Consider the following 6,582-nt stretch of genomic DNA (forward strand, 5'->3'; position numbering starts at 1 on the left):
TCAAAACGGGCGCGACCTCAAGAAGCGAACGCAACGCAAAATACAACCGCCTGCTCGAGATCGAGCGCGAGACGGACGAGTTTTTAGGAAGCCGAATTTAAAATGTTTTTTAAAAAAAAGTCCAAGCAGGGCTTAAAAGGCGGCGCACAGCGCACCTATACGGACGGAGCGGATTATACGGACACGCAAGGCAGATATTCAGACGCAGACTTTGACGAGGACGATTTTTTTGACGATGAAGAATTTTATAGCGATGAAAATTTTGGCAGAGATTTTAGCGAGGCAGGGGCTGGCTTCCGCAAAAATCATAACGTAGGCTCGCGCGGTATAGATGAAGCAGGCTCTACCTCTGAAGCCACAAGCAGCAGCTCTAATTTAAGTGGCAAAAGCTCCGCTGCAAGCGGAAACTACGAAGGTAGCTCGCAAGCAGACGCGGGCTTTTACGGCGCAGAATTTATTGGGGGCGGCGATTTAAAGAGTGCAGAATTATACGCGAAAGAAAACCGCTTTCCAAACGACGCGGGTTTTGCGGCTCAGAGCGTAGAGCACGGCTTTAATGGCACGGGCTTTGCAGCACAAGACATAAATCCTGCCGCGCAAGGATTTTCTTTTATGCCGCAAAACGCAGATCCTGCCGCTAAAAAAGCTTTAAAGAAGCGTAAAAATTTAAAAGAACGGCTGAATTTTATCAATCCGTTTTCACCTCTTAAGCAGATTTTTGCAGCTCTTGCGCTGATTGTCTGCGTCGTTTTTGCGGGCATCTTCGTAGGCGACGTGCTGTTTGGCAAACGATCGTTTGAGGTGCTGCGCCAACTGCAAAAGGAAAAGGCGTTTTTATTCACCGACGTTGAGCGGCTAAAAGAGGAAAACGCCGAGCTGCAAAAGCTTTATTTAGAGCGTCGCTCGCTCGATCCGGACCTTAAAAAATGAGAAAAATTTCTTTGCTAATTTTAGGTCTTTGCACTTTTTTAAACGCAGAGAATTTAAATAGCGCAAATTCCAACGCTACGAAACCTAGCATCACCGCGGCAAAAGAACAAAATTCTACCGATTTGGCAATTAAAGAGCCAAAAAAAGGTGCGCAAAGCCCAAACGCTAAGCAAGCTGTAATGAAACCTGAAACATCTAAAAGTCCTACCGCAGCAATGCAAAAAAGCGTCGCAGAAGCAAATTCTAGCGTCAAAACAAGCGTCGCCAAAAAAGCTGTGAGCGCACAGCTCTCGCAGACCGAAAAAAAAGCTCCTGCGCCCAAAGCGGGCATCGGTGCTCCTTCGCAGGTCATAAAAACGGAACGAAACTCTTCCGCGCAGCCTTCAGTTACGACGCTTCCACCTCCCGATGAGTTACCGATCGTGCCAGAAGTAAGCGAGCTAAATTCTACGGTAGCGCAAAATTTTAAGGCGGCACAGAATTCTACAGCTCAAAATTCTACGGTGCAAGACTCTACTATGCAACAAAACGCGCAATCTGCTCCGCAAAATTCCAATCCGGCGCAAAGCTCCGCCGCCAAGCCGCAGAATACGCCCGCGCCTAAAAATTTCACGCAGCAAACCTTTGCGCTTCCCTCCGACGCTCTTACGATCGAAAGCCTGATCGTGCGATATAGGGACGATGACGGGACTTTGCACGAAAAGATCGTTGATATCAATCGCTCGATTGATTGGCACGATGACTTCGTGCTAAGCGCTAGCGCCAAACCCGCGCTACATAGGGCGCTAGATGTCTCGGTTACTTCGACTGATCCAAATTTACAAAAGCAGGCCTCACAAAGTGGCATCACGCCTAGCTTCGCGCCGCGCCTGGAGCTACCGCTAGAGACGCTTAAATTTGACGACGGATTAAAATTTGTCATCCGCAAAGACAGCGTGCAGCTCATCACCGCAGACGAGTTCAAAAGCTCCGACGCAAACGCTTCGGGCGTGCTTGAGGCGGAGTTTTGGCGGCAAGAGATCCCGCTTAGCGGCGCGAGCTTTGCGGTAAATATCGGCGGCTTTAGCGACATCAACGTCACCAAAGAGGACGGCTACTACCGCATCGGCGTGCGCTCGCATGAGGGCAACCTCAGCATCAGACGCAAAGATGGCGGGTATTTAATTTACAAAAACTAATCAAGGAGAGGCTATGACGCATTTAGAGATTATGAAATTTCGCCACGCGTGCAAAATTTTTGACGAGAACAAAAAGGTAAGCAAAGCCGATTTCGACGCCATTTTGCAAGCAGGCATCCTAGCACCCAGCTATATGGGGTTAGAGCATTGGGATTTTTTAGTCGTGCAAAACAAGGCGCTGCGCGAGCGGATCCGCGAAAAATCGTGGGATCAGCAGCAGATCACCTCGTGCTCGCATCTGGTCGTGATCTTGGCAAAGATCAAGGAATTTAAAGCGGGCGGCACCTACATAGCGGAGGCGATAAATCGTCGCTCGTTTGCAAGCGAGGAGAAAAGGGCTTCGGCGTTAAAATTTTACGAAGACACCGTGAGCAGGATCTTTAAAAACGACGACGAGGCGATATTTCACTGGTCGCACGCGCAGTGCATGTTCGCAGCACTTGCGATGATGAACGAGGCCGCAAGCCGCGGCATCGACAGCTGCCCGATGGAGGGCTTTGATCGCGCAGCGCTCGGAGAGATTTTGAATCTAAAATGGAATGAGCGTCGCGTGGCGCTACTCGTGCCTTTCGGCTACCGCGTAAATCCACAGCCGCAAAAGATCCGCCGCGGCATGGATGACGTAGTAAAGTGGATTGAATAAGTCAAAAGTGGCTTTAGAGTATTAAATTTACAGCGCGTAAAAGTCTAAAGCTGGTGTGTGAAGCAACACACGCATTTTTTAGAAATTTATCGCGCTTTAGCCTTTTTTCTCGCCCACAAATCTTGTGCGGCGAGATTTAGAATTTTAAAAAATCACCGAAAATTTAAACGAAGGAGCGAGCGTGAAAAAAATGTGGGAGGGGCGCTTTAGCGAGGCGAGTTCGGCGCTTTTGGAGGAGTTTAACGCCTCGATCGGCTTTGATAGGGCGCTTTGGCAGGAGGATATCGCGGGCAGCAAGGCGCACGCTCGGATGCTCGGCGCCTGCGGGATTTTAAAGCCTGATGAGAGCGAAAAAATAATCGCCGGGCTTGACGCCGTGTTTGAGGAGATAAAAAGCGGTAAATTTGAGTTTAAAACCGCCGACGAGGACATCCACATGGCGGTCGAAAAGCGCCTAAGCGAGCTCATCGGAAGCGATCTTGGCGGCAGGCTGCACACTGCGCGCAGCAGAAACGATCAGGTCGCGCTCGATTTTCGCCTCTACGTGCTCAAAAGCGGCGCTGCAATCGCCGAAAAAATCCGCGAGCTAGTAGAGGCTCTGCGAGATATAGCTAGCGAGCACGCGGACACGCTGATGCCCGGCTACACGCACCTTCAGCACGCCCAGCCCGTGAGCCTTGCCTATCATTTGCTAGCTTACGCGTTTATGTTTCGCCGCGACTACGAGCGCTTTGCCAGCTCGCGCGAGCGAAATAACCTCTGTCCGCTAGGCTCCGCCGCACTTGCCGGCACGCCGCATCCGATAAATCGCGAGCTCGTCGCGCAGCAGCTAGGCTTTGCGGGAGTGACGCCAAACGCGATGGATAGCGTCAGCGACCGCGATTTCGCGCTTGAGATTTTGTTTAACGTAAGCGTGCTGATGGCGCATGCATCGCGCCTGTGCGAGGAGCTAATCTTGTGGAGCTCGCAGGAGTTTGGCTTTGTCACGATCAGCGACGCGTACAGCACGGGTAGCTCGATCATGCCGCAGAAGAAAAACCCCGACGTCGCCGAGCTAATACGGGGCAAAACGGGGCGCGTAAACGGCAATCTCGTCGCGCTGCTAACGGTGATGAAGGGCTTGCCGCTAGCCTACAACAAGGATATGCAAGAGGACAAGGAGGGCGTTTTTGACAGCGTTTCCACCGCGCTTGCGAGCCTTGAAATTTTAAAACAGATGCTAAAAACGGCTAAATTTAACGAGCAAAATATGCTTGCGATGACCAGGCGGGGGCACCTCACGGCAACCGATCTGGCGGATTATCTCGTGCGGGAGAAAAACGTGCCCTTTCGCCGGGCGCACTTCATCACGGGCAAGGCCGTGGCGTATGCGGAAAATTTGGACCTAGATTTGAGCGAGCTAAATGCGCAGCAGCTTGCAAGCGTGGATGAGAGCTTGGGCGCGGGTGCGGTTAAATTTCTTGATCTAAACGCTTCTAAGGAGGCGCGCAAGTCGCAAGGAGGCACGGCAAACGAGAGCGTTGCGGCGCAGATTGAAATTTTAAACGAGTGGCTGAAGGGCTAAATTTAAGGAGCCAAATTTGAACGCGCGCGAGCTTTACGAGTATATAGCGGACGAGGACGGGCATTTTTCATTGAGCTCGGCGGGGCGATGAGAACGAAAAAGAGTGCAATAAAAAATAGCACGCTAGCGGAGTTTTTTAAGCGCGAGGATGAAATTTTAAGTGTTTCAAAATTTAAGCGGCAAAATTTTGAAATTTTGCGATCGTGTCTTTAAATTTGAAACTTCGGCGATCTGTGTGGATGCATACACGGGCTAGGCGGGATTAGTGAGCGGCGGCGCGTTAGCTGTGTCCTGAGCGGGCCTCTCGACAGTGTTTTAAGTGCTTGCCACGACCCGCTAAGTAAAATTTAAGAACAGCGGCGCGTCCTAAGCTAGCTTTAGAGAAGGCGCCTGAGGCTATAAAGTTAAATTTAAAAGACCGAGCCGGCGCAAAGTGGAGTGCTTGGTTGCAAATTTAGACAGTGAGATAAAATTTTAAAAAAGCGTGCCGCCGCTAGACTGCTTAAGCGTGACTAAATAAGCGTAGGCAGGTCAGACAGGCGGTTTTGCCCAGGCAAAAAGGGCGGCTCGGAGTAGAATTAAGTAGAAGCAAATCAAATAATATTTTCTTTGTTTCTACGCGTCGTGGAGGTAGGAGTGAGGCTGAATCAAAGTAAATTTAAATATTTTGGAGGGCATTTTGATATATCTGGTGTCTAATACGAAATTTGATCATCCGCAGGTGAGGCAGCTTGCGGTCTGCGAGATAAAATTTCTCAAATTTAGCCTGCCTGCGCAGACGGGCGCGCTAATTTTTACCTCCAAAAATGCGGTGGCGGCGATAAAATTTAATGAAATTTCGGTCGATTTAGATACGCCCGTTTACGCTATCGGCGAGCCGTGTGCGGCGGCTGCGCGCGAGTTTGGATTTCGCGATATCTACACGGCGCGGCACGGGCACGGAAATGAGTTTGCCGCGGAGATCGCGCCGCTCTTGCAGGGCAGAGACGCGCTGTATCTGCGCGCGCGCGAGACGGTATCGAGGCTGGAGCAAATTCTATCTAGCGCCGGCGTGCGGCTGCAAAGCGTGATCGCCTACGAAAATTGCATCCTTAGCCTCCCCGCCGCCGCAAAGCCGCCGCAAGGCAGCACGCTGATTTTTACCTCGCCTAAGAACGTTCGCGGCTTTACCGCAAATTTCGGCTGGGACGAGGGCTACAAGGCGATCTGTATCGGCAGGACGACGGCGAGCGTTTTGAGCGAGTTTTGCGAGCCGATAATCTGCGAAAGAATGTCGATAAAATCCTGCGTCGATCTGGCGCTTTTGCCATAGTTTAAGCAAATTTAGACTATAATTTTGCCCAAGCCTGGGTGAAGCGAGAGCGTTTTATATGAGGGTTCAACATATTTGTATAAGCGACGACGTGAGAGGTCCGTGTGACGCGGCTCGGCTCGAGCTTTTTTTAAAGTTACGGGTTGCGACCTAGAGATTTTTCCTAGTTGCAAGATTGGCTTTGTTTGAGCCGATTCTTTTTACGCAACGCTCACTTGGGTTTTTTACGTTACGGAGGCTTCATTGAATATCCTAATAATCGGCGGCGGCGGTAGAGAATACGCGATCGGGCTAAGACTTCGCGAGGATAAAAACGTTTTAAATCTGTATTTTGCTCCGGGAAACGGCGCTACAAAGGCGCTCGGTAAAAATTTAGATTTAAAAGATTTTAATGAGCTCGCGCTCTTTGCCAAAAACAACGACGTAGCTCTTACCATCGTGGGTGCCGAAGAGCCGCTTACAAAAGGTATCGTGGATATTTTCAAAGCGCAAGGCCTCGCAATATTCGGTCCCAGCGCCGCTGCGGCGAAGCTTGAGGGCTCCAAGGCCTATATGAAGGACTTTCTGGCGCGAAATCATATCAAAACCGCAAAATTCCTAAGCAGCGACGATCTATCCGAAATTTCAAAATTTATCGATACCCTAGACGGCCGCGTCGTGGTCAAAGCGGACGGCCTATGCGCTGGCAAAGGCGTCATCATCGCAAATTCCAAAGATGAAGCTAAAAAAGCCGCTACGGATATGTTAAGCGGCGAAAGCTTCGGCGAAGCCGGCAAGCGCGTCGTCGTGGAGGAGTTTTTAGATGGTTACGAGCTTAGCTTTTTTGCGATCTGTGACGGGGAGAATTTCGTAAGCCTGCCCGTAGCGCAGGATCACAAAAAGCTTCTTGACGGCGATCTTGGCCCGAACACCGGCGGCATGGGAGCTTATGCGCCAAGCCCGCTAGCGGATGCCG

The 6,582-nt window shown here is 50.7% G+C and carries 7 protein-coding genes; all 7 read left to right on the plus strand.

What is annotated here, in order from left to right; genetic code table 11:
* A partial coding sequence (locus Q0369_RS00765) for a hypothetical protein (protein ID WP_298094671.1) occupies positions 1-101 on the plus strand: 101 nt, incomplete at its 5' end.
* Between the two features lies 1 nt (position 102).
* Positions 103-930 (plus strand): hypothetical protein, encoded by an 828-nt coding sequence (locus tag Q0369_RS00770; protein WP_298094656.1) that lies wholly within the window; start codon positions 103-105, stop codon positions 928-930.
* Positions 927-2,108 (plus strand): hypothetical protein, encoded by a 1,182-nt coding sequence (locus Q0369_RS00775; protein WP_298094659.1) that lies wholly within the window; start codon positions 927-929, stop codon positions 2,106-2,108. Before Q0369_RS00770 ends, Q0369_RS00775 begins: the two co-directional genes overlap by 4 nt.
* Before the next feature lie 13 nt (positions 2,109-2,121).
* On the plus strand, positions 2,122-2,751 hold the full coding sequence (locus tag Q0369_RS00780; RefSeq protein ID WP_298094662.1) for an NAD(P)H-dependent oxidoreductase: 630 nt from the start codon (positions 2,122-2,124) through the stop codon (positions 2,749-2,751).
* Between the two features lie 190 nt (positions 2,752-2,941).
* Entirely contained in the window at positions 2,942-4,315 is a 1,374-nt protein-coding gene (gene argH / locus Q0369_RS00785) for an argininosuccinate lyase (protein WP_298094674.1), read from the plus strand.
* A 679-nt stretch (positions 4,316-4,994) separates the two neighbouring features.
* Complete coding sequence (locus Q0369_RS00790; protein ID WP_298094665.1) at positions 4,995-5,627, plus strand: uroporphyrinogen-III synthase; 633 nt, start codon at positions 4,995-4,997, stop codon at positions 5,625-5,627.
* 243 nt (positions 5,628-5,870) lie between these two features.
* The coding region (gene purD / locus Q0369_RS00795; protein WP_298094668.1) for a phosphoribosylamine--glycine ligase at positions 5,871-6,582 on the plus strand (712 nt) is incomplete at its 3' end.

Source organism: uncultured Campylobacter sp. (assembly GCF_938030685.1).
Classification (GTDB): domain Bacteria; phylum Campylobacterota; class Campylobacteria; order Campylobacterales; family Campylobacteraceae; genus Campylobacter_B.

Excerpts from the sequence above, each read along its gene's own strand:
- Q0369_RS00770 (WP_298094656.1), top strand. The coding sequence starts at position 103 with ATGTTTTTTAAAAAAAAGTCCAAGCAGGGCTTAAAAGGCGGCGCACAG.
- Q0369_RS00775 (WP_298094659.1), top strand. The coding sequence starts at position 927 with ATGAGAAAAATTTCTTTGCTAATTTTAGGTCTTTGCACTTTTTTAAAC.
- Q0369_RS00780 (WP_298094662.1), top strand. The coding sequence starts at position 2,122 with ATGACGCATTTAGAGATTATGAAATTTCGCCACGCGTGCAAAATTTTT.
- argH (WP_298094674.1), top strand. The coding sequence starts at position 2,942 with ATGTGGGAGGGGCGCTTTAGCGAGGCGAGTTCGGCGCTTTTGGAGGAG.